This window comes from Methylobacterium sp. 13MFTsu3.1M2 (genome assembly GCF_900112625.1).
Taxonomy (GTDB): Bacteria; Pseudomonadota; Alphaproteobacteria; order Rhizobiales; family Beijerinckiaceae; genus Methylobacterium.
The window spans coordinates 80,299-98,764 of the sequence record NZ_FOMM01000002.1; the positions used below are offsets into that span (position 1 = coordinate 80,299).

The 18,466-nt window shown below is 71.6% G+C and carries 18 protein-coding genes and 2 tRNA genes; 9 read left to right on the forward strand and 11 right to left on the reverse strand.

All coding sequences use genetic code 11. The annotated features are described in order from the left end of the window. Positions 1–260: 260 nt before the first annotated feature. The gene (locus tag BM314_RS00375; protein ID WP_020092165.1) at positions 261–476 is read left to right on the forward strand and encodes a hypothetical protein; all 216 of its coding nucleotides are present in this window, start codon (positions 261–263) and stop codon (positions 474–476) included. A 322-nt stretch (positions 477–798) separates the two neighbouring features. On the opposite strand, the gene BM314_RS00380 is transcribed toward BM314_RS00375, so the two are convergent. From BM314_RS00380 to BM314_RS00390, 3 genes are all read right to left on the reverse strand, one after another. Further along, positions 799–1,131: a hypothetical protein gene (locus BM314_RS00380; RefSeq protein WP_020092164.1), complete on the reverse strand. Its 333-nt coding sequence runs from the start codon at positions 1,129–1,131 to the stop codon at positions 799–801. Between the two features lie 345 nt (positions 1,132–1,476). Beyond that, positions 1,477–2,055 carry an NADPH-dependent FMN reductase gene (locus BM314_RS00385; protein WP_091676658.1) on the reverse strand — a complete coding sequence of 193 codons (579 nt, stop codon included), beginning with the start codon at positions 2,053–2,055 and terminating at the stop codon, positions 1,477–1,479. Positions 2,056–2,127: 72 nt separating this feature from the next. Then, on the reverse strand, positions 2,128–2,769 hold the full coding sequence (locus BM314_RS00390) for a cell wall anchor protein (protein WP_091976391.1): 642 nt from the start codon (positions 2,767–2,769) through the stop codon (positions 2,128–2,130). A gap of 475 nt (positions 2,770–3,244) precedes the next feature. Between BM314_RS00390 and BM314_RS00395 the strand changes: the two genes are divergently transcribed. The 3 genes from BM314_RS00395 (at position 3,245) to BM314_RS00405 (ending at position 4,620) form a co-directional block, all read left to right on the forward strand. After that, the gene (locus BM314_RS00395; protein WP_091976393.1) at positions 3,245–3,427 is read left to right on the forward strand and encodes a hypothetical protein; all 183 of its coding nucleotides are present in this window, start codon (positions 3,245–3,247) and stop codon (positions 3,425–3,427) included. A gap of 69 nt (positions 3,428–3,496) precedes the next feature. Beyond that, positions 3,497–3,814, forward strand: coding sequence for a hypothetical protein (locus BM314_RS00400; RefSeq protein WP_091976663.1), 318 nt, complete (start codon positions 3,497–3,499; stop codon positions 3,812–3,814). Positions 3,815–3,939: 125 nt separating this feature from the next. Then, positions 3,940–4,620, forward strand: coding sequence for a BA14K family protein (locus BM314_RS00405; RefSeq protein WP_091976395.1), 681 nt, complete (start codon positions 3,940–3,942; stop codon positions 4,618–4,620). Between the two features lie 122 nt (positions 4,621–4,742). Here BM314_RS00405 and BM314_RS00410 read toward each other — a convergent pair whose 3' ends face one another. From BM314_RS00410 to BM314_RS00420, 3 genes are all read right to left on the reverse strand, one after another. After that, entirely contained in the window at positions 4,743–4,985 is a 243-nt protein-coding gene (locus BM314_RS00410) for a hypothetical protein (protein WP_091976397.1), read from the reverse strand. Positions 4,986–5,131: 146 nt separating this feature from the next. Beyond that, the gene (locus BM314_RS00415; protein WP_244526756.1) at positions 5,132–5,356 is read right to left on the reverse strand and encodes a hypothetical protein; all 225 of its coding nucleotides are present in this window, start codon (positions 5,354–5,356) and stop codon (positions 5,132–5,134) included. 344 nt (positions 5,357–5,700) lie between these two features. Then, a tRNA-Asn gene (locus BM314_RS00420) sits at positions 5,701–5,776 on the reverse strand. Between the two features lie 268 nt (positions 5,777–6,044). Here BM314_RS00420 and BM314_RS00425 point away from each other — a divergent pair. Beyond that, complete coding sequence (locus BM314_RS00425) at positions 6,045–6,281, forward strand: hypothetical protein (protein WP_091976398.1); 237 nt, start codon at positions 6,045–6,047, stop codon at positions 6,279–6,281. Positions 6,282–6,598: 317 nt separating this feature from the next. After that, a complete protein-coding gene (locus BM314_RS00430; RefSeq protein WP_091976400.1) occupies positions 6,599–8,278 on the forward strand; it encodes a methyl-accepting chemotaxis protein in 1,680 nt (559 codons plus the stop codon). A gap of 48 nt (positions 8,279–8,326) precedes the next feature. On the opposite strand, the gene BM314_RS00435 is transcribed toward BM314_RS00430, so the two are convergent. From BM314_RS00435 to rocF, 3 genes are all read right to left on the reverse strand, one after another. Beyond that, positions 8,327–8,400 (reverse strand) — tRNA-Cys (locus tag BM314_RS00435). 117 nt (positions 8,401–8,517) lie between these two features. After that, the gene (locus BM314_RS00440) at positions 8,518–9,378 is read right to left on the reverse strand and encodes an urease accessory protein UreD (RefSeq protein ID WP_091976401.1); all 861 of its coding nucleotides are present in this window, start codon (positions 9,376–9,378) and stop codon (positions 8,518–8,520) included. Continuing rightward, complete coding sequence (gene rocF, locus BM314_RS00445) at positions 9,378–10,346, reverse strand: arginase (protein WP_056527896.1); 969 nt, start codon at positions 10,344–10,346, stop codon at positions 9,378–9,380. Before rocF ends, BM314_RS00440 begins: the two co-directional genes overlap by 1 nt. 415 nt (positions 10,347–10,761) lie before the next feature. On the opposite strand from rocF, the gene BM314_RS00450 reads away from it, so the two are divergent. After that, a complete protein-coding gene (locus tag BM314_RS00450) occupies positions 10,762–12,918 on the forward strand; it encodes a methyl-accepting chemotaxis protein (protein ID WP_091976403.1) in 2,157 nt (718 codons plus the stop codon). Between the two features lie 24 nt (positions 12,919–12,942). Here the strand turns inward: BM314_RS00450 and BM314_RS00455 are convergent, their stop codons facing one another. Together BM314_RS00455 and BM314_RS00460 are read right to left on the reverse strand one after the other, a co-directional pair. Further along, positions 12,943–14,352 carry an ATP-binding protein gene (locus tag BM314_RS00455; RefSeq protein WP_056527902.1) on the reverse strand — a complete coding sequence of 470 codons (1,410 nt, stop codon included), beginning with the start codon at positions 14,350–14,352 and terminating at the stop codon, positions 12,943–12,945. Continuing rightward, the gene (locus BM314_RS00460; protein WP_020092151.1) at positions 14,349–15,104 is read right to left on the reverse strand and encodes a response regulator; all 756 of its coding nucleotides are present in this window, start codon (positions 15,102–15,104) and stop codon (positions 14,349–14,351) included. Before BM314_RS00460 ends, BM314_RS00455 begins: the two co-directional genes overlap by 4 nt. Before the next feature lie 124 nt (positions 15,105–15,228). On the opposite strand from BM314_RS00460, the gene BM314_RS00465 reads away from it, so the two are divergent. Both BM314_RS00465 and BM314_RS00470 read left to right on the forward strand, forming a co-directional pair. Next, positions 15,229–16,473, forward strand: a complete 1,245-nt coding sequence (locus tag BM314_RS00465; RefSeq protein ID WP_091976404.1) for an acyl-CoA dehydrogenase family protein — start codon at positions 15,229–15,231, stop codon at positions 16,471–16,473. Positions 16,474–16,599: 126 nt separating this feature from the next. After that, complete coding sequence (locus BM314_RS00470) at positions 16,600–18,465, forward strand: glycoside hydrolase family 15 protein (protein ID WP_091976405.1); 1,866 nt, start codon at positions 16,600–16,602, stop codon at positions 18,463–18,465. Position 18,466: the final 1 nt, after the last annotated feature.

An 18,466-nucleotide genomic window follows, 5' to 3' on the forward strand; every position in this document is an offset into this window, starting at 1 on the left:
GACTGGGTGCGCCTGTGAAGGATCGCACCTTACGGCCGAGCTGGACGTGCCGAAGCGCACATGGGTAACGTTAAGGTCGTGCCCGGATCGCGGGGCCGGCGGGGACGACGTGACGGTCGGGCGCTTGCGTCCATCACCTCGCTGGCAAGTCCGCCGATGCCCTCCTATGCTGCCCACATCGGGGGCTGCCTGGGATCGCGCTGCACGGGCCGCGGCGGCGCTTCCCGGGTAGAACCGACTGCGTGAACGAGGACGCGCGTATGCTGACCCAGACAGGCAACTCGATTCTCCGAGGCGATCTCGGCGTCGAGGAGACCACCGAGTCCGACAACATCGTCCGCTGGGACGGCGAGCGGCTCTACGTGGAGCAGGACGTCTACCACAACGGGCAATTGGTTCACCGCAAGTACCGTCGCACCGTCACCGAGCCCGTCGCCCACGCGCTCTGGGCGATCATCAACCGCGCCAAGCAGTGAGCTGGCAGTGAGCTGGCGGGCGCGTCGCGGACGCGCCCGCCCGATCCGGGCTTCCGCCAGCCCCGGCCGCGCCGGAGCGGAGCCTCGCGGACGTCTCCGGTGAGCCACGGCGAGTCGGGGACCGGATCTTCGAGCGGTGCGGCAGGAGACGCCGCCTGTATCGGTTGCGCGGCGGGACGTTCGGTCCCGGATTCCGGTCCCTGCGTTCCAGATCCCCGCTGTCCTCGACGATCCCGCGGCGGTGCGTCCCAGCCCGAGGCGCGGCCGCACCGACATCGCTTCCGCGCCGGGCGCTCCGGGCTCAGCCCGAGACCGCGCGCAGCTAGGCGGCGACGGCCGCCGTCGGTGCGACGAGGGTGAGATGGGCCGGCCGCAGCGCCTCGAGGCGGTCATGGGCGTTGTCGAACGCGGCCCGGATCGTCGTGCCCGCGTCCTCGACGGCGACCAGCACCGCCAGCTTCTGGGCGGTGGCCCGATCGGCGAGACCGCGCGCGGCCGAGACGAGCGACTGCTCCAGGCTCAGGAATTCCGTCTCGGCATCTTTCCCGGCCTCGCGCGCCACCGACGCGAGGCGGTCCAGTACGGCTTCCAGGGCGTGGCGCAGGACAAGCGTCCGCACGCGCTCCTGCAGGAGCGCCCTCTCGTCGATCTTCATCGGAGTCGGTCCGGGTTCGGGAACACGGCCAAGCTCTCATACTTCGGGGCTGTGTGCAGCCACCTTTTTGCAACAGCGCAATACTGTCTCGCGACATGAGCGCTCCGCGGGTTCAACGTCTCGCGGGCCCGATCCGGCACAGTTGTTCTACAATCGTGTGCCGAGTATTTGGGCATTTCCAGAATCGAATGCGCCGTCTCGACAGATTCAGCGCACAGAAACGCCCGCGTGGAGGCCCGGTTCGCCGTCCGAATACCTCCGCTCCGGCAGGGGCGATGCTGGGGGCCACACCGCTCGAGCCACCGTCCGACCCGGGCCCGCGGCGTCCGGAGGGCGCTCCGCGGGTCAGTACGGCGTGCCGCCCCGGCGCCGCTCCCGCAGGGCCTCGGCGTGCCATTCCAGCTCGTCCAGGAAGCGGCCGGCCGCCGCCGCGAGCCAGGGCTCGGCGGGGACGCCCTGCGCGTCGATGACCTTCTGGAGTCGCGGGATCGGCAGAAGGGAGGGGATGCTGGACATGCCCATCTCGGCGAGCATGGCCCGCAGCGGCATCGCGGCCCGGACGCCGCCGAACTGGCCGGCCGAGTAGCAGCAGATGGCCGAGGGCCGCCAGAAATACTCCTCGAGGAAGTGATCGAGCGTGTTGGACAGTGCCGGCGGCACACCGTGGTTGTACTCGGCCGTGACGACCAAGAAGGCGTCGGCGCGGCGGAAGAGGTCGGCGCAGCGCTGCAGGGGCTCCGGCGCCGTCCCGGCCGGGTATTCCTTGTACATCCTATCGAGGAGCGGGAGCGCCAGCTCGGCCGGATCGACCAGGGGGGCGGCGTGGCCGCGGGACTCCAGCTGCGCGATCAGGAAGCGCGCGGCGCGGATGCCGATGCGGTCGGTCCGAACGCTGCCGAGGATCACGGGGACGGTCAGGGCCATGGCGCTCTCCGGTTACCCCGATCATGCCAGAGGCGGCCGCGCCGCTCCAGCCGCGGGCCGGGCCCGCGATCGTCAGGCCTTGGTGGTGCTGGTCAGCGCGGCCGCGATGCCGAGCGGTCCGCCGGCCGCGTAGGCGGTCACCGCCTTGGTCACCTGCTGCAGAAAGGATTGCAGGTCGCTGCCGCTGTCCGTCGCCGTCGCGGTATCGGCGGTCGCGGTGGTGGACGTGCTGGTGGACGTGCTCGCGGACGAGACCGCGGACGCGTCGGTCGCGGTGCCGGCCTGGGCCGCACCCTCGCTCTGCTCGGCATCTGAGACCGGCCGGTGGCCGTGATGGCCGCGATGGTGATGGACGGCGGACGCGCCGCCCGCGGCCTGACCGGGCGCCGTACCGGTGGCGGTGCCGGTCGTCGACGTGTCGTCGGCGTTGGCCGCGGCTTCCGCGGGCGCCGTGACGCCGTTCTGCAGCCCCATCTGGCTGAAGTCCGACTGCAGCTGGAGGAGCGACGCCATCAGGTCGTTCGACAGGGTCGGCGTCGAGGCCGTCCCGGTCGACGGGGCCGTGTCGTCCGCGGCCGCCTGCTTGCCGGTCTCCTGGTTCGCCGTCGCGGCGGTGCCGACATCGAGGCGGGCAACGTTCGCCGCCCGCGCCTGCCTGAGGGCGCTGACGAGATCCCGCTGGAGTGAACTGCCCGAAACCGTGTTGACCGACATGGTACGCCTCCGCGACCGCCCTCACGGTGGTCAGGCACGGGTCGTTCCAGAATTTTCCCAATGATTTCAGCGGCGGGTTCGGGCTCTCGGCCGGCAGGATCGGCCGAGCGGCAGAATCTGCCGGCCGCGCCGGCCGACAGATACCGCATCGGCACGGATCCGGTCGGGTCGCGCGCGCCGGTCGTCGCGACGGCGCAGGTTCTCGGGCGGTGTCGCTGTCGCCGCCACGGAGATCCGGGCCCGTTCGCATCGTCTCGCGCGGTTCCCGAACAGCCGCGACATGCCGCCGTCGTCGCGCGATTGTCCGAAGTAGAACAGTCGATCAATCGCTCTATCGCAGTCGCGATGAGCGGAGGTGCGTGTGTCGTTCTATTCGCGCGCCACGGCTCAGCTCTCGAGCGTGGCCGGAACAACTGCGCCCGGAACGATGAGGACCCTGTCGGGTTGGCTCCTTACTGGCCACCACGAGGTGCACATGACGACCAAGCCACCGCCCGTCCCGCCGGCCAACCGGTCCGACAAGGGTCCCGGCAGCGCCAGCGAAGCGCCGCTCACGCAGGGGCGGGCCGGATCCCAGACCAAGGATCCGGACAAGGTCGGCCAGGCCGGAAACTCCAAGGTGAACACCACCAACCAGGGCTATCAGCAGGATCGCTGACCGCCCGATCCGCGCGGGCACCGCGAGCCGCCGTGCCCGAGACGTGTTGATCCGCATCGGAGAATGATCATGGCGAATGCCAGTCGGCACAAAGTCGGTCCCGGCGCTCAGGGCAAGGGGACCGGATCCGGGGCCATGTCGGACCTGCCCGAAGGCGTGCTGCCGGAGAACATGGTGCTCAGCAATCGCGACAAGTCGCGGCACAGCGACGAGCGCGGGCTGGACAGCAAGAACGTCCAGACCGAGCAGTACCAGGACCACGCCGGCAACCGGCAGGTGGTTGCCGAGACGGACGCCGACACCGACGGCAACACGAGCGGCCTCGCGAACTCGAAGACGGACGAGTCCGGGGCGCAGAGCAGCCTCAAGGCCCAGCAGCACTCGTAGGTCTCCGGCTCACGAGCGGCGCGGCGCGCCGCTCTCCGATCTGTGGCGGGACAAAAGGAAGCGGGATTGGCCGTCTCGGGCGCGACGTTGATCACAGTAGACGCAACACAGCCTGAGTGGCGACCATGAACACGACAGTCACAGCGATCGCGTCGGCAATCCTTGCCGGCGCTCTCCTCGGGGCGCCGACCGGAGCCATGGCGCAGGCGGGCAGCTTTGCCAACCACGGCTTCGGCAACCACAATTTCGGAGCGGCGGCCGTCGGCGGCGGCGGCTTCAGCAGTCCCGGTGTCGGGGCTGGCGCCGCGGGCGGCGGCTTCGCCAACCGGGGCTTCGGCAATCACGCCTTCGGGCCGGCTGCCGGTGCCGGAGGGGGTAGCTTCGCCAATAACGGCTTCGGCAACCACAATTTCGGCCGACCGGCTGTCGGCGGCGGATTCGCCAATCCCGGGTTCGGGCACGGGCTCGGCGCCCACCGGGGCTACGGTCATCATCGCCATTACGGCTACAACCGCGGCTACTACGGCCGCCCCTATGGCTACGGCTACGGACGGGGCGGATACGGGCTCGGCGGCCTCGGCCTCGGCGTCGCCGTGGGCGGGCTGTACGGCGGCTACGGTTATCCTGGATACGGCTACGACACCGGGTACTACGGCGGTTATGCGCCCGTCACGTACGGCTACGCCGACACCGAAACCTACCGCGCCGCGGACGACGACCGTTACTGCGCGCGCCGGTTCCGATCCTACGACCCGCAGAGCGGAACCTATCTCGGCCGGGATGGACGTCGCCACCGCTGCCGGTGAGCCGCGACCGTCCTGACGACGGCCGCATCCGGCTCGGACCATCCCCGCCGACGCCGCGGCGTCGGCGGGGATGAAGGTGCCATCGTCACGACCGGCCGGATCGGCGCGGCGTATCGCCGGCGCTAGGCGTCCGCCTCGCTCGCGTCATCCCCGCCGGTCGCACCCAGTGCGGGCCCAGGCCGATACGCGTCGAGCGTCGCATAAGCATCGGTGTCGGTGAGCCCGAGCCGTTCCATGTCGGTCAGGAAAGACAGGATGTCGGCGTCGACCGGCTCGCCGCTCTCCTTGCGCTCGATCAGGGTATTGACCAGCTCGAGGGCGCTGATCGACGGGGCGCTGGGTTCGTTCGCATCGGGGAAAGCCATGGCCGGTCTCTCGCAGGAGGGCTCCGGGAACTAGGTCACCGCGAGGCCATCGGCCACACGCGACGGTCGTCGCGGTCGATCGAGGTCGATCGAGGTCGATCGAGGTCGATGTCGCCGCGCGTTCCGACAGCGCGGTGCCACGTCCGTCACATCGTCGGATGCGACGTCGGCGCGCTCTCGCGATACAGGGCCTCGTGCTGCCACGTGGGATGGTGCGCGTCCGGTCCGACGTGCCGGCCGACATACAGGGACGCGAGCAGGCCGAGCAGGAGGAACAGACCGATGGTCACCGCGTCCGGATGCCGGCGCGCGCTGTGGATGCCGAAGCACCCCAGCGTGAAGACGGCCGCCAGGGCCAGGGAACCGAGCATGCCGCCCGACATCGGGATCACCGCCGTGCCTGTCGTCGTGGCTCAGCGCGCCGCGCCACATCGGGGCGGGCGGCACGGGCGCACGACGTAGACGTTCGAGGGCGCGCGAAACATCCCGCCATCCATCGGCGCCACCGCGCGCCTGATCCCGCGGGGAGTGTGGAGGATCGATCTGCGACGGCACCGGGCGGCAGAGGCGCCGGCACGCCTGCATCGCGCCAGTCGAACACGGCACGTCGCACGTATTGACGGATGCCGGAACGGCAACGCTGTTCCCGAACCTCAGAACCCGGGACGAGTGAGAGAGCCGAAAACTCAGTTCGATCAAGATGTTGGTAAGTGGATGGCTCCCCGAGCAGGACTCGAACCTGCGACAAGGCGATTAACAGTCGCCTGCTCTACCAACTGAGCTATCGGGGATCACGAGGGGGTCTCTACACACCGGGATGGCGGGACGCAAGGGCCTCGATGCACGATCCGCGTCCAAACCGACGCGCTGCGCCCCCCGACACAGCGCGTGGCGCCTCCCGCGGAGGTCGGGAGGCCCGGAATGTGACTGATCGGCAACATCGTCGCCGAGGCCCGTCGCCGGCTCTGCCGGTCCGCGGCCGGTGGAAGTCATCCGTCTGTCGTCTCCTGCTCCTACGGGGACCGCCTGCCGGCGCGCCGGTGTGACGACCATGCCGCTATGCCGACCCATCGCTGCCTCGACCCACAGGACCCCTACGCCGAACGCGAGGTGCGCGTTGCCTTCGAGTGGAGCGCCGACCATCCCCGCCTGATCGCGGCCCTGGACGAGCACGAGGCCGATATCCTCCCCGACCTCGTGGAGGCCCAGCGCGACGATCTCCGTCGCGAGATCGTGGCCGCCCTACCGCTTCCGGAGTCGTGCATCCCAGGTCGGACCGAGATCCGCCTGCCGTGATCGCCGACCCGTGTCCCGCGCGGTCGGGCGCGCGGCGATCCAGCTTCGTCCGGGTGAAACAGTGCTCCTGCCTGCCGGCGCATCTGCCGGCAGCGCTCGCGAGACTGAACTGACAATCGGCACCGGCCGAGATCCGCGAATTCTTCCTACGATGAGCCCCTGGATGCTGAGGTTGAGCCGGGCTGCGCGATGTCAAAAATCTCGGAGCTTCGGAGTATAAGTTAAATGTTTTTGCCGGCTATATTTACCTGTTCAAAAAGGTTTGCTTCGATATAGCTGCGGTCACACGAATCTCCGGCCAGAAGCGGCTCGTCGCCATGCGCATCTCACTCGGCCTGAAGCTCTCCGCGGTGATCGGGCTGCTGGCCCTGGTGGCGATCGGCATCGCTGCCTTCGCGGTTCGACAATCGAACTGGGAGCAGGAGCGGGCGGCCGCCACCGACCGGATCTGGAACGCCGGCCTTCAGGCGGGCGCCCTGGGGCAGGCGATCGAGCACGCGGTCGTGCAGGCCACGGCCCTCTACACCGCGGAAGACACGACGGAGGCGCGCACACGGTTGTCGGCGCTCCACGACGCCCTCGCCACCGTGGAGCAGGTGCGGGTGCCCTTCCTCGAGGCCATGGAGGATCAACTCCCCGCCGACCGTCGGCGGCGGTTCGACCTCTTCGTCAAGGAATTCGTCGCCTACCAGACCGATACGGCCGAACTCGGCCTCACGGTCTCGCCCAAGGCCGCGCTGATCCAGGCGACCGACGAGGCGACCGTGAAGAACCGCGAGCGCATGGTGGCCGAGATCGGCATTCTCGGACGGGAGGTGCTGAACCGCCTGAACGCCCGTCGCGCCGCGGACGCGGCCGACCGCCGTCGGGCGCGGATCACCCTGGTGGCCGTGCCGGCAGCGGCGCTGGCGTTCGGCCTCCTCGCGGCGATCTGGATCATCGTGAGCCAGGTGCGGCGGCCGCTGCATCGGCTCAAGGAGGGGATGACGGCGCTCGCCGCCAACGATCTCGGCCGCGCGATCCCGTTCACGCACCGCCGCGACGAGATCGGCGAGATGGCCGCCGCCATCGCGGCGTTCCAGACGGCGCTGATCGAGAAGCGCGACCTCGACGCCGAGGCGCAGGCGCGGCGCGACCGCGACCGCAGCCGGGCGAAGGCCCTGGCCGCGGCCACGCGCACCTTCGAGGCCGAGACGCACCGCGCCGTCACCGATCTCGCCGACTCGGCCGAGGCGATGCAGGCGGCGGCCGACACGCTCTCGGGCAACGCGGGCGCGATGGCGGCCGAGTCGGCCGTCGTCGCCGGAGCGTCGCAGCAGAGCGCGGGCCTCGTCGACAGCATCGCCAGCGCGGCCGAGGAGCTCTCGGCCTCGGCGCGGGAGATCGAGGCGCGGGTCCGTCACACCAGCGCGATCGCCACCTCGGCCCTCTCCGACACGCAGGGGCTCAAGGAGACGGTGATGAGCCTCTCGCAGGCGGCCGAGGAGATCGGCGCCGTGGTCACGCTGATCCGCGAGGTGGCCGAGCAGACGAACCTCCTCGCGCTCAACGCCACGATCGAGGCGGCCCGCGCGGGCGCCGCGGGGCGGGGATTCGCGGTGGTCGCCGCGGAGGTGAAGGCGCTGGCCGGCCAGACGGCGCTCGCCACCGACCGCATCACCGGGCAGGTCGGGGCGATCCAGGGGGCCGCCGGGCGCACGGTCGGCGCCATCGGCACGATCGGCGAGACCATCGCCCGGATGAGCCTGATCGCCTCCGAGGTCGCGGACGCCACCGACCAGCAGGGGCAGGCCAGCCAGGAGATCGCGCGGGCGATCTTCGGCGCGGCCGCGGAGGCCCGGCAGGTCTCCGAGAGCGTGGCGGGCGTTCAGGCCGCGGCCGCGTCCAACGAGGCGCAGGCCGGGCAGGTGCGCGGCAGCGCCGCCCGGGTCAATGCCGGGACCCACAGCCTGCAGCGGGCGATCGAGACCTTCATGGTGGAGGTCCACGGCGCCTGACGGGCGCGCACCGGCCCGTCACGGCCGGCACAATCTGTCTGGGAAGGATGGAGGCCTCGCCCGGAATCGAACCGGGGTGCAAGGATTTGCAGTCCTCTGCGTAACCACTCCGCCACGAGGCCTTCCCGAACGGCGCTGCCGTCCCGTCCGGAGCTTGGCGGACAGCTCCGGGTGCGCGTCTCTAGCAGAGGTCGGCGGTCGCAGGCAACGGCCCCGAGGCCCGGATCGCGCGGACCGCGTCAGCTCTGCCAGACCCGCGGCATCGGCAGGCCGCGGTAGCCCGCGAGGAAGCGGGCGACGAGCCCGCGCAGAGGCCCGACCGCGTCGCCCAGCGCGCGGACCGCCAGATGGCCGTTCCAGGCGCTCGCCGCCGCCGTCGTCCCGGGCGACGCGGCCTCGGCCAGCCGGGTCCGCGCCTCCTCGAGGCGCGCCTCCGCCCCGGCGGAGAGGTCGAGGATCGTCGCGCAGGCGCGGGCGCCGCCGCCGATGGCCGGGCGAGCGAGGTGGTCGCTGATCGGCCCCTCCAGCAGGAGGTCGTCGGCGTAGGCGAGGCGCCCGCCCCGGCGGATCCGCCAGGAATCCGCGAATAGCCCGTCGCCGATCCGCTCGCCCCGGGCGGCGCGGCCGAACGCCACGACCTCCACGGCGAGCAGCGCGGCCCCCTCGGCGAGATCGGCCACGAAGCGCCGCCGCACCCGGGCCCGATCGAACAGGATCGTCTCCTGCGGCAACCAGGCGAGGCCGGCCCCCTCCCCCAGATTCAGCGTGTTGACGATGCGGCTCACGGGGCCGTCAGAGCGATAGATCTTCTCGGCCGCCGTCGTGGTCAGAACCAGCTCGGCCCCCGGTTCGAGCGTGAGGTCGATGGCGAAGGTGTCGCCGCAGGCGACGCCGCCCGCCGTGTTGACGAGGACCGCCTCCGGCGCGCCGGTGCCCCGGGGGAAGCGCAGCCGCGACGGCCCGGCTTCCGCCAGATCCAGGATACGCGTCCCGCCGCCCGGACGGGCCAGTCCGACACGCAGCTGGACGCGCCCGTCCGAGCGCTGGCGCGCGGGCGCGGTCATCTCGGGCGCGGATGAGGGCGCGAGAGGGCCGTGCATCAGGCGCGCCCGGCCGGCTCTGCCGGCACGGCCTCGATCGGCAGGGTCGGCCGGTCGAGGATGCGCCGGCCGAACAGGCTGGCCACCAGCTCGACCAGCACCCGGGCGCTGCGGCCGCGCTCGTCGAGGAAGGGGTTGAGCTCCACCACGTCGAGGGAGCGGACCAGACCGGAATCGTGGAGCATCTCCATGATCAGATGGGCCTCCCGGAAGGTGGCGCCGCCCGGAACGGTGGTGCCCACGGCCGGGGCGATCGACGGATCGAGGAAGTCGATGTCGAGGCTGACATGGAGGTGCGCGCCCCGCGCGGCGACGCGGTCGAGCACCCGCCGCAGGGGCGCCACGACGCCGAACTCGTCGATCGTGCGCATGTCGGTGACGCCGACCCGGCGCGCCGTCACGAGGGCGCGCTCGCCGGCATCGATCGACCGGAGGCCGAACAGGTGGACGTCGGCGGGCGGCAGGGGCGCCGGCGCCGGCTCGGCGAAGAGCGGCGGGAAGCCCGGCTCGCCGCACAGAGCGGCGAGCGGCATGCCGTGGACGTTGCCGGAGGGCGAGGTCGCCGGCGTGTTGAAGTCGGCGTGGGCGTCGAGCCAGAGGACGAAGACGGGCTGGCCGCGCCGCGCGCAGTGCCGCATCACCCCGTCGACGGAGCCCAGGGACAGGCTGTGATCGCCGCCGGCGGTCAGCGGCAGCGCCCCCGCGTCGAGGGCGTCCTCCACGGCGCGGGACAGGGCCCGCGTCCAGGCGGCGACACCGTCCAGCCCGCGCGTCCCGGCGGGTCCGTCCGGGGCGACGTCGCCGCGATCCGCGATCGCGTGGCCGAGTTCGGCGAGCGCCCGCACCAGCCCGGCCGTGCGCAGGGCCGCCGGGCCCATGAGGGCGCCGGCCTCGCTGGTCCCGACCTCGATCGGGGCCCCGATCAGCGCGATGCTGCGCGCCCGGTCCGGCTGGTCTTCGCCGCTCATCCCACCTCCATCGCCGTCACGAAGCGACCGTTCTCCGCGGCCGCTCTACCACCCGGACTCATAACCGGCCGATGACGCCGACCGCGAGACGGGATCGGTCAGCAAGATCCGTGACGGTGTGTCCGGGGCGGCCGCGGGACGACGGGCTGCCCGAAACGGGCTGGCCGAAACTTGGCCGGATGTCGCGCATCCCTCAACGCCGCGCGGGCGTCCGTGACGACCTGCGCAGCGAAATCTTGCCGGAACGGGCGCTCGACCATTCACAACTTGGAATCATGGTGCTCAGACTGTTCTTTAAGTTGTATGTTCCGCGTGTGCTCAAGTTTTGAGCGGTGTATCGGTGTTTACGAGATTTTTATAAGGATTGGGCGATTGGTTCACGTCAAACCAATCTTCCAAAGAATACAGGGGCATCATGATCTCGCTATCGCGGCTGAGCACGCGCCTTCCCGCGACGACCGTCGGCCTGGCGCTCCTGAGCGCCACCGCCATGGGCGGATTCAGCTGGTACTCGGCGCGGGCGGGTCTGATGACCGCGGCCCACGAGCGCCTCGAACTCGCCGCGGCGGCGCGCCGGGACGCGATCGAGCTGGTGGCGGATCGGGCGCAGGCCGACTTCCTGGCGGTGGCGGCCCACCCGCAGATCGTCTCGAACTTCCCCGACCTGCTCGAGAACCTCGACCCGGCGAAGCCCGACACCGAGAGCGTCATCGCGGCGTTCCGCGCGCCGCAGACCGCCGAGGCGCGGGTCGCCCTCGACGGCAGCGGCATGTCGTCGATGTATGCCCGCCGGCACGTCAAGGTTCAGGAGGTGGCGCGCAAGCTTGTCGCCCAGCCGGGCTACGCCGACCTGATGTTCATCGATGACAACGGCCGGATCGACTACACCACGACGAAGGGCGCCGATTTCGGCAAAGCGGTCACGGAGGACGGCTTGGCGGGGACGGCGCTCGCACGCCTCGTCGAGCGCCTGAAATCCGCCGACTCGGGCGCGGTCCTGTACGAGGATTTTGCCGCCTACCCGGTGGACGGGGTCCCGGCCGCCTTCCTCGGCCGCGCCATGACCAAGCGGGCCAACGTCGCCATGGGCACCGCGCAGGCGGCCGAGCGGATCGGCTTCATCGTCATGCGGGTCACGCCCGCCCTGTTCGACCAGACGCTGTCGAAGCGGACCGGTCTCGGCGACACGGGCCAGATCCTGGCGGTCGGCGCGGACGGCCTCTTGCGCAGCAACCCGCCGCTGAACCCCGGCGTCCGTGCCGGCGCGGGCCTCGCCGGGATCGGCCTCGCCGCCGACCGGGTCAAGGCCGGCGGTCCCGTCGACTTCGCGGCGGAGAACGGCACCCACATGGCGGCCGCCTCGCCGGTGACCGTTCTGGGCGCGCCCTGGACGGTTGTGGCGGAGCAGACCCAGGCGGAGGCGATCGACGCGGTCCAGGCCCTGTCGCGCACGCTGATCCTGACCGGCCTGTTCGTGCTCGCCGGAACGGCCCTGCTCGGCCTGCTGCTCGCCCGCTCGATCGTGGCGCCGCTCGGTGCCCTCACCCGCGCCCTCAAGGCCCTCGCCGATCGCCAGGCGCTGACCGACGTGCCGGGCAGCGCGCGGCGCGACGAGATCGGCGACATCGCCCGCGCCGTGGTCACGATCCGCGACATGTCGCTGGAGGAGGCCGCCCAGCAGCTCCAGACCACCGAGGCCGCGCGCCTGCGCGAGGAGCAGAGCCGGCGCGCCATGCTCAAGCAGCTGGCCGACGGCTTCGAGCACTCGGTCGGCGGCATCGTCGAGGGCCTGACCGGCGCCGTCACGGAGCTTCAGGGCGCCTCGGACACGATGCGCGCCGCGGTCTCCAGCACCTCCGAGCGCTCGACCAGCGTCGCCGGGGCCGCGCAGCAGACCTCCGACAACGTCAACACCGTGGCGGCCGCGGCCGAGGAGCTCGGCGCGACCGTCCAGGAGATCGGCCGGCAGGTCGAGCAGGCCGCCGGCATGTCCGCCACCGCCGTCGGCGAGGCCCGCCGGGCCGAGCAGACCATGACCGACCTCGCCGCCGCCGCGACGCGCATCGGCGACGTGGTCGGCATGGTCTCGACCATCGCCGGGCAGACGAACCTGCTGGCGCTCAACGCCACGATCGAGGCCGCCCGCGCCGGCGAGGCGGGCCGCGGCTTCGCGGTGGTCGCCGCCGAGGTCAAGGAACTCGCCGCGCAGACCACCCGCGCCACCGAGGAGATCAGCCGTCAGGTCGCCTCGATCCAGACGGTCACGGGCGACGCGGCCGGGGCGATCCAGGGCATCACCGCCCAGATCGAGGCGATGAACCAGGTGTCGACCAGCATCGCCGCGGCGGTGGACCAGCAGGGCGTCACCACGCAGGACATCGTGCGCAGCATGGGGCAGGCGTCGGCCGGCACCGGCACGATGACCCTGGAGATCGCCGAGGTCGCGCGGGTCGCTGGCGATGCCGGCGAGGCCGCGGACTCGGTCGCGCAGGCGTCCGACTCGCTGGCGACCCGCTCGGAGCAGCTCCGCGCCGAGGTGGCGCAGTTCCTCCGCAACGTGCGGGCGGCGTAGAAGCGGACGGGACTCGAGGCGGCCTCAGGCCGCCTCGGCCGGGAGCGGCGCGGGCTTGTGCGCCGCGCGCCCCGCGAAGGCCTGGGCGGCCAGGGGCAGCTCGATCGCCGCGCAGAGCCCGCCCTCGGGGCGGTTCTCCAGCCGCAGGCGCCCGTTATGGGCCTCGACGATGGCCTGCACGATCGAGAGGCCGAGGCCGAAGCCGCTGGCCTCGTTGAGATTGCGCGCCCGGTCGCCGCGCACGAAGGGCTGGAGCATCGCCTCGCGCTCCGCCTCCGGGATCCCCGGGCCGTTGTCCAGGATGCAGACTCTGACGCCGCGCTCGGAGGCCTCCATCTGCACGTCGGCCCGGCCGCCGTACTTCACGGCGTTGTCCACGAGGTTCGTCACCGCCCGCTGGAGTTCCTCGGGCCGGCCCTGGACCAGGACGTGCCGGCTGCGGCTGACGCTGACCGGTGCGCCGAAATCCGAGAAGTCGTCGCAGACCGTCTGCACCACCGAGGCGAGATCCACGAGGCTGTGGCTGTTCGCGTCGCGGATCTGGCCGTCGCGCACGAAGGAGAGCGCCGCCTCGACGAGGCCGTTCATCTGGTCGAGGTCGCGCAGGGTCGAGGCCCGGGCATTCTCGTCCTCGATGAACTCGGCGCGCAGGCGCAGCCGGGTGATCGGCGTGCGCAGGTCGTGGCTGATCGCCGCCAGCATCTGCGTCCGGTCGTCGATCAGGCGACGGACGCGCGACCGCATCCGGTCCAGCGCCCGGGACACGGCGAGCACCTCGCGCGGCCCCGCCTCCGGCAGCGCCACGTGGTCGTCGCGGGCGCCGAAGGCTTCCGCCGCGCCCGCGAGCCGCTTCAGCGGCGCCGTGAGGGCGCGCGTGGCCCAGACGCAGAGCAGCGCCAGCGTCAGCGCCAGGAACACCACGGTGAAGATCAGCGCCCCCTGGCGGGGTCCCCTCAGAGGATCGTTCGGCAGCGTCGCCTGGACCCGCACACCCGCCGGCGTGACGATGCCGATATGGAGGCGGCCGTCCGACTTGTCGCGCGCCGGGTCGGCCGCGGCGAGGTCGGTGATCGTCACCGGCCGGCCGGCGCCGTAGCGCAGCTTGCGGATCACTGGCAGGTCGGGGGCCGGCTTCGCCCCCGGCGGCACCGTCCCGTCCCAGGGCTCGACTTGGATCAGCGGCAGGCTGCGGCCGCTCGCCAGCAGCGCCGGTCTCGCCGCCGGGTCGGCGGCGTCCATGAGTCTCACCAGAACGCCGAGGCGGCTCGCGGCCACGCCCGGCAGCGTGTCGGGATTCTGCGATTCGTGCAGCATCAGGAACGCCGCGGTGGCGACCACGTGGGCCACCGCGATGCCGGCGACCACGAGCAGCGCGATCTGGCCCGCGATCGTCTTCGGACGCAGCCGCGCGCGGAGGCGCCCCAGACCGCTCATGACCGCGTGACCTCGGGCGTGAACAGGTAGCCCCCGGACCGGATCGTGCGGATGAATTCGGGGTTGCGGGTGTCGCGCTCGATCTTCTGGCGGATCCGGGAGATCAGCACGTCGATGCTCCGCTCGAACGGGCCCGCGGCGCGGCCCTGGGTGAGGTCGAGGAGCTGGTCCCGGGACAGCACCCGCCCCGGCCGGAGGCACAGGGCGTGGAGGAGGTCGAACTCCGCACCGGTGATCGAGATCCGCGCACCCTCGGGCGAGAGGACCTGACGCAGGGAGACGTCCAGCGTCCAGCCCGAGAAGTGCAGGCGCCGCCGCTCGTCGGCGTCCGGCGCCTCGGCGGCGACCCGGCGCAGGATGGCGCGGATGCGGGCGAGCAGTTCCCGCGGGTTGAACGGCTTGGCGAGGTAGTCGTCGGCGCCGAGTTCGAGGCCGAGGATCCGGTCCACGTCCTCGGATTTCGCGGTCAGGATCAGGATCGGGATCTGCGAGGTGCCGCGCAGGCGCCTGCACAGGCTCAACCCGTCCTCGCCGGGAAGCATCAGGTCGAGCACGATGAGGTCGATCCGCGCTTCCGCCAGGACCCGGTCCATGTCGGCGCCGTCGCCGGCCAGCGTGACGCGGCAATCGTTGCCGCGCAGGTAGCGCGCGATCAGCGCCGAGATCTCCCGATCGTCCTCGACGACGAGGATGTGGGGTGTTGCGGGTGCGCTCATCGCGAAGGAGTCGGTCTGCGGTTCGGCCTGCATCATCAAGCTATTATGACCCCGTCCGCCGATTATTCGAAGATGGGGCACGGAACCATTTTGTAAGCGCGTGTTTCCCGCACGGACCTGAACTGAGTTGCCGCACGGCGTCACATCACAGGGGGGAACGATGACCGGAACCGAGGATCGGAAGGACCTGATCGCGCCGAAGCCGCCGGAACTCGCCTCGCCCTGGCGCACCGAGGCACGGGCGGCGCTGCAGGACGAGGCCCGGGCCTTCGCCCGCGACACCGTCCTGCCGTTGGCCGACGAGCTCGACCGTCACAAGGCCGAGATGCCGCGTTCGCTCATCGACGCCATGGCGGAGAAGGGCTGGTTCGGCATCACGATCCCGGCGGAGCACGGCGGCCTCGGGCTCGGCGTGTTCGAGTACTGCCTCGTCTCGGAGGAGCTGGCCCGGGCCTGGCTCTCGGTGGGCAGCATCCTGGCCCGCGGTCAGGGCCTCGGCACCCAGACCCTCGACCCGGACCGCCGGGCGGAGCTGATCCGGCGCTCGGCCCGGGGGCAGTGGATCGGCTCGATCTCGCTGTCGGAACCCGATGCCGGGTCCGACCTCGCCGGCGTGCAAACCCGCGCGGTGCGCGACGGCGACCGGTGGCGGATCACCGGGACCAAGCGCTGGGCGGGGTTCGCCAAGGGCGCCGACTTCATCGAGGTCCTGGCCCGGACCCGCGACCCGGAGCCGGGTGAGTCGCGCTCGGCCGGCCTCGAGACGTTCCTCGTGCTCAAGGAGCGCGACAGCTTCCCGCCCGGCGTGACCGGCCGGGTGATCGACAAGATCGGCTATCACGGCTTCCAGACCTTCGAGCTGAGCCTGGAGGACGTGTGCGTGCCCGAGAGCGACCGGCTCACCGGGCTCTACGGCGACCAGGGGGCGGACGCGGATTCCGGAGGGTTCGCCGCCGTCCAGCGCGGCCTCAACATCGCCCGGGTGCACACGGCGGCCCGGGCCGTCGGCGTCGCACGCGCGGCGGTCGAGGATTGCCAGAGCTACCTGCAGGAGCGCGTCCAGTTCGGACACCCGATCGGCGACTTCCAGGCGCTGCGCTTCGCGCTGGCCGACATGGCCGCCGAGGTCGCGCAGGCGCGCGCCTTCTGGCATCAGGCCGCCCACCTCCTCGACCAGGGCGAGGCCGCCGAGAGCGAGTCGGCGATGGTGAAGCTCTTGGCCACCGAGATGGCGGTTCGGGTCACCAACCAGGCGATGCAGCTCCACGGCGGCAACGGCTACACCACCGAGCGCCGGGTCGAGCGCTATTGGCGCGACGCGCGGCTGACGACGATCTTCGAGGGCACGAGCGAGATCCAGCGGCGGATCATCAGCGACCGTATGCTACCGCGGCCCGGGGCCTGACCGAACGGGAGCGATCGCGCGCGGCCGTGCGGCGAATCGTCGATCGGGACTCCCCGCCCGGCGCCGCCCGGCTACCTCAGGACTCTGTCCTGCCCGGCGGACCGGGTGCCGCCATCCGGAAGCCCCGTGTCGAAGCCCATCAGCGATTACGCCCTCATCGGTGACACCCATTCCTGCGCGCTGATCGCCCGGGACGGCTCCATCGACTGGCTGTGCTGGCCGCGCCACGATTCGCCGGCGCTGTTCGTGAAGCTCCTCGACGACGAGAAGGGCGGATCGTGCAGCCTCGCCCTCGACGGCTCGACCGGGAGCGCGCGCCGCTACCTGCCGGACACCAACATCCTGGAGACGACCTTCACCACGGAGACCGGCCGGGCGCGCCTCGTCGACCTGATGCCCGTCAACCCGCCGAGCCCGGAGCCCGACGAGGGGCCGGACGGCGAAAGCGAGAGCCGCCTGATCCGGCTTCTGACCTGCGAGCAGGGCCGGGTCTCGGGCGTGTTCCGGATCCGTCCTACCTTCGACTACGCTCGCCGCCCCTGCACGCCGCTGGTCGAGGGCGGGTCGGTCCTGTTCGAGGCCGGGGACTGGCGCGTGCGGGTCAACGCGCACGCGTGCCCGACCCTCGCGGGCGACGCGGCCGAGGTCCGCTTCGACCTCGCGGAGGGCGAGACCGCCTACCTGGTCCTGACCCACGGCGAGGATCAGGACGAGGCCTGCATCGAGGATTTCGCCGGCGCCCAAAGGCGGCTGGAGTCGACCGCCGATTACTGGCGCCGCTGGTGCGCCCGGAGCACCTATCGCGGCGTCTACCGGGACGCGGTGATGCGGTCCGCCCTGTGCCTGAAGCTGCTGACCTACTCGCCCTCGGGCGGGATCGTCGCGGCGGCCACGGCCGGCCTGCCCGAGGCGGTCCCGGGCAACCGCAACTACGATTACCGCTTCACCTGGATGCGGGACGCCGCCTTCACGGTCACCGCCTTCGTGATGCTGGGCTACGTCCGCGAGGCGTCCGAGTTCCTGCGCTTCCTGCGCGAGCGCGACGGCACCTTCGGGCGGGAGACTCGGCTCATGTACGGCATCGCCGGCGACATGCCGCCGGAGGAGGCCTTGAGCCACCTCGCCGGCTGGAACGGGGTGGGGCCGGTGGTGATCGGCAACATCGCCGAGTGCCAGGACCAGCACGACATCTACGGCGAGCTGCTCCGGGCCCTGTGCGTCTTCCTCGAGGCGGTCGATTACGACCCGCCCGAGAAGGTCAACGATCGGCTGCCGGAGGTGCTGGACAATCTCACCGCCCGGGCCATCCGCCACCGCCACGACGCGGATAACGGCATCTGGGAGCTGCGCACCGGGCCGCGCCAGCAGGTCCACACCAAGGCGATGCTCTGGGTCGCCCTGCGGGACGCGGCCCGGATCGCCCGCAACATCGCGGGCGTGCCGGAGGCGAAGATCGCCGAGTGGGAGCGGATCGCCGCAGAGATCCGGTCGGAATACCTCGAGAAGGGCTGGAACGCCGAGAAGCGGGCCTATGTCGGCGCCTACGATTCGCACCACCTCGACGCCGCGGTCCTGCGCGTCGCCCTGTTCGGGGCCCTCGACCCGCGGGAGCCGCGCATGCGCGCGACCCTGGCGGCGGTCGAGCGCGAACTGGGCGTCGGCGACCTGATCTACCGCTACCGCATGGAGGACGGCCTGGAGGGCGACGAGGGCACGTTCACGGCCTGCGCCTTCTGGCGGGTCGGCTGCCTCGCCCTCGACGGGCGGACCGGCGAGGCCAGGGCCGCCTTCGAGCGCCTGATCGCCCGGTGCAACGATGTCGGGCTGCTCGCCGAGGAGATCGACCCGGCCACCGGGGCGCAGCGCGGGAACACGCCGCAGGGCTTCTCCCACATGGCCCTGATCAACGCCGCGCTGCGGCTGGAGGACAGCATCGCGCGCTTCGGCGTGGACGACGGGGCGGAGACCGTCACGCGGTCGGCCGCCGAGTAGC

Bases quoted from the DNA above. Each gene is read 5' to 3' on its own strand.
- BM314_RS00410 (WP_091976397.1), bottom strand. From the start codon at position 4,985: ATGGCTTTCCCCGATGCGAACGAACCCAGCGCCCCGTCGATCAGCGCC.
- BM314_RS00405 (WP_091976395.1), top strand. From the start codon at position 3,940: ATGAACACGACAGTCACAGCGATCGCGTCGGCAATCCTTGCCGGCGCT.
- BM314_RS00415 (WP_244526756.1), bottom strand. From the start codon at position 5,356: ATGCTCGGTTCCCTGGCCCTGGCGGCCGTCTTCACGCTGGGGTGCTTC.
- rocF (WP_056527896.1), bottom strand. From the start codon at position 10,346: ATGAGCGGCGAAGACCAGCCGGACCGGGCGCGCAGCATCGCGCTGATC.
- BM314_RS00375 (WP_020092165.1), top strand. From the start codon at position 261: ATGCTGACCCAGACAGGCAACTCGATTCTCCGAGGCGATCTCGGCGTC.
- BM314_RS00450 (WP_091976403.1), top strand. From the start codon at position 10,762: ATGATCTCGCTATCGCGGCTGAGCACGCGCCTTCCCGCGACGACCGTC.
- BM314_RS00430 (WP_091976400.1), top strand. From the start codon at position 6,599: ATGCGCATCTCACTCGGCCTGAAGCTCTCCGCGGTGATCGGGCTGCTG.
- BM314_RS00380 (WP_020092164.1), bottom strand. From the start codon at position 1,131: ATGAAGATCGACGAGAGGGCGCTCCTGCAGGAGCGCGTGCGGACGCTT.
- BM314_RS00455 (WP_056527902.1), bottom strand. From the start codon at position 14,352: ATGAGCGGTCTGGGGCGCCTCCGCGCGCGGCTGCGTCCGAAGACGATC.
- BM314_RS00390 (WP_091976391.1), bottom strand. From the start codon at position 2,769: ATGTCGGTCAACACGGTTTCGGGCAGTTCACTCCAGCGGGATCTCGTC.
- BM314_RS00400 (WP_091976663.1), top strand. From the start codon at position 3,497: ATGGCGAATGCCAGTCGGCACAAAGTCGGTCCCGGCGCTCAGGGCAAG.
- BM314_RS00460 (WP_020092151.1), bottom strand. From the start codon at position 15,104: ATGATGCAGGCCGAACCGCAGACCGACTCCTTCGCGATGAGCGCACCC.
- BM314_RS00465 (WP_091976404.1), top strand. From the start codon at position 15,229: ATGACCGGAACCGAGGATCGGAAGGACCTGATCGCGCCGAAGCCGCCG.
- BM314_RS00425 (WP_091976398.1), top strand. From the start codon at position 6,045: ATGCCGACCCATCGCTGCCTCGACCCACAGGACCCCTACGCCGAACGC.
- BM314_RS00395 (WP_091976393.1), top strand. From the start codon at position 3,245: ATGACGACCAAGCCACCGCCCGTCCCGCCGGCCAACCGGTCCGACAAG.
- BM314_RS00440 (WP_091976401.1), bottom strand. From the start codon at position 9,378: ATGCACGGCCCTCTCGCGCCCTCATCCGCGCCCGAGATGACCGCGCCC.
- BM314_RS00385 (WP_091676658.1), bottom strand. From the start codon at position 2,055: ATGGCCCTGACCGTCCCCGTGATCCTCGGCAGCGTTCGGACCGACCGC.